The 2,893-nt window shown below is 68.8% G+C and carries 3 protein-coding genes; all 3 read right to left on the bottom strand.

The features are described 5' to 3' along the window. Window positions 1-101: 101 nt before the first annotated feature. Window positions 102-1,313 (bottom strand): hypothetical protein, encoded by a 1,212-nt coding sequence (locus tag AB0J09_RS61255; RefSeq protein ID WP_360713236.1) that lies wholly within the window; start codon window positions 1,311-1,313, stop codon window positions 102-104. Window positions 1,314-1,591: 278 nt separating this feature from the next. Next, window positions 1,592-2,278 (bottom strand): hypothetical protein, encoded by a 687-nt coding sequence (locus tag AB0J09_RS61250; RefSeq protein WP_360713234.1) that lies wholly within the window; start codon window positions 2,276-2,278, stop codon window positions 1,592-1,594. 285 nt (window positions 2,279-2,563) lie between these two features. Continuing rightward, window positions 2,564-2,893: hypothetical protein (locus AB0J09_RS61245; RefSeq protein ID WP_360713232.1), on the bottom strand; the 330-nt coding region annotated here is incomplete at its 5' end.

Here is a 2,893-nt window from a genome sequence, read left to right as displayed (position 1 = left end):
GATCGTGAGGTCGCGCGACGGCCGCGCCGGGGGAGGTGGATTCCGCCCGGAAGCGGTCAGGCCGACGGGCTCCAGGCAGCTGCTTCGGCGGCCAGGTCCCGTTAGAAGGGCAACTCGTCCGCGAACGTTGGCGCGTAACGGTGAAGCCGCTCGTTGGCGACCTCGACCACGTTGCGCCCGATGTGGAGGGCGGCCTGCACTTCCTGGTCAGTGAGGCCGGCCTCCCGAGCCAGGGCGTAGTCGCCCACGTCGATCCCTGCCCGATGGGCGGCACGCACCTGGCGGTCCTTCGCGCCGGCTCGCAAAGCGCGCGCATAATCAGGGAGGTAGAACTCCAGCCGGCGGGCGCGACGCACCCGACGATCGCTGGCACCTGCCTTGCGAGCGTCGTCGTAGTCGTACCAGTCGACTCCAGCCTTCCGGGCGGCGCGGTAACGTGAGTCGCTCACTCCGCTGATGCGCGCGAAGATGTACTCGTAGATGTCGTCAAGGTCATCGCTGATGGCGAGCATCTCGCGGTGGCTGGCACCGGCTTCGCGCGCGTCATGGTAAGCGCCGAGAGGGATGCCCGCGCTGGCGGCCGCGAGAATCTCATCGTGGCTGCCTCCTGCCTCCAGGCAGCGAGCGTAGTCATGCTGCCAGACCTGCTGGAGCTGACGGAACTGCCGCAACGCGTCGCGGACCTGCTCGTCGCTCGCTCCCGCCTGGCGTACTCGGGCGTACCACCGCAGATCGATACGGTCAGCAACGACGGCCTGGACTTCGGCCCAGGTCGCCCCCGCCATGAGCACCGGTGCGGCATTGGTGATCTGTGCGTCTGACACCTCCACGCCGGTGAGGTACGCGCCGGCACCATGTTGGATGATCAGGGAGACGCCGTCGATATCCGCCACGACGAACATGCGCCGGACCCTCATCGTGCCGTTCCAGGGGTCGATTCCCAGCACGTCATCGTCGTGGTAGGCGACCAGCAGCAAGTCATCGGCGGGGATTTTGCTGTTGGCCATGCCGTGCCACAGCGGCGCTTCAGGATCGAGCTCCGTGGTCGACAGGCACAGGCCGTCGCCGACGCGGCGCGGAAAGCCTTCGTGGTTGCTCTCGACGATCGGGCCTGGAGCCTCAGCCCAGCCCCCCGGCGCAGGATAGACGAATCCGTACTTGGAGTAGCGCTCGCCTGAGTCGGGGTCGCGGTGGACGGCGCGAAGCCCCCAGCGGGTGGTTCCGGCAGGCAGTGTGTGGTCGCCGTCACGGACCAGCAGTTCCAACAGATTGATGTAGGTCTTGTCGAGCAGGTGGACGGTCGGAATCAGCATGCGGCATCTCCTCGGCGTGTCCGATGCGCGCGAGGCGAGCTGCCTCGGCGCCTGGATTGCCGGCACTGCGGGGGGCGTGGAGCGGGGCAAGGCTCGCCCGTAGGGCGACCGTGCGAAGCACGGCTTGGCCTTGCCCCGCGGAGGGTTCCCCCCAGTACAACCAGGTGGGCGCCGAGACAGCCCGCCTCACGGTCTGGGTGGGCCCGCCGAACACATGAGCGGAGCTGTCACAGCGACGGGATCAGGACTGCGGCTGCTGGATGACCGTGCCCCGGCGCTCATCCCACGGCGTCATGTGGGTACGGCTGATCGGCGACCCCGTCGTGGCCTTGCAGGAACGCCTCCAAAGCCAAGGGCTCGCCAGGAAGATCGGGCTGCGGCCAGGTGAGAAAGTCGCGGATGCTGCGCCGCCCTTCCCAGGCCAGGTACCAGCGGGCAGCCACCGCGGTGAGCGGCCCGTCTTCGGGGTCGGTGAAGACGGTGTGGCCGTTCTCGCCGCGCACGGCGAACTGCACGGGCCCGGCACCGGCGAGCCGTACTTCGCCGTAGTGGTCGCCCCGCGCGTGCAGGGTGGCCTGCAGGTGCCAGGCCCGAGCAGGTCTCCAGCAGCCGCCCATGGACCACACGGTCAGCTCGACGGCACTCCCGATGTCGACGACGTGAGCGCGCACGTTCCCGTCACGGCGGGCGAGCAGCGACTGCACGCCTGCGCGCAGCCGGAGCGCGACGCCGCCTCCCTCCTCGGCGAGGTGCTCCACGAGCGCCAGCCCATGCAGGTCACGATCGGCCTCCCGGATACGGGCCCACAGCGGCGCCAGATCGAGGGCCTCGATGTCGCCGTGCAGTATCGGCCACGCGGCGAGGCGGGCCGCCTGCTGCTCGCGTTCCTGCCGCGCCCAGTCGGCGGGCTCGTCGAACAGGTGGCTGTCCTCGGCGGGCACGCCTTCGGGGGTGATGTCGTCCATGCTTTCCTCCACGGTGGGGATTGGGGGCTGCCTTTCGTTAACTACAGATGGACAAACCCACCTCCAACCTGGTTGACCTGTGCAAACGTAGAAGCGACCTCGCCCGTCGAAGGCCTCGGCCACCGCTCCCTTGTGTACGTGCATGACGCGCACAAGGGCTGCGATCAAGCGGCTACGGAGGTTGCTGCAGAGCCCCGCGCAACTTTTGGGGCAGTGCGGCGCTGTGAAGGGACGGCATGGTGCCCGCGACGCGCGGTGGAGACCACCGCATCGTGGGGGCCGCGGCTAGTGCAGGACCTTAGCCAGTTCACGCGCGAGCGGGGTGGCAGCCACCCAGGTTTGAGCGTGAGCGTCGCGCACCCGGAAGGGAGACGGGCTGGAGAGGGTCGGCTGTGCTGGTGCGGCGTACCGCGGGAGCACGTTCTTGACCATGTCGCCCATGACGCGGTCGGCGATGGCACCGGCGTGGACCTTCAACCACGCCAACGCCATCGCCGCCTCGAAGAAGCTCAGCGCGCTGAGGTACCGCACACGACCTCGATGATCGATGCAGACATCGCTCTGGGCGAGGTAGCCGTACCAATCCGCCGGCGTGAGCGCCTCGGGGCGGGTGGC

Origin of the sequence: Nonomuraea sp. NPDC049784, from assembly GCF_040659615.1 — a bacterium.
Lineage (GTDB): Bacteria > Actinomycetota > Actinomycetes > Streptosporangiales > Streptosporangiaceae > Nonomuraea.
The sequence above is the reverse complement of the archived record's forward strand: the minus strand, read 5'-3'. Positions and strand labels throughout refer to the sequence as shown.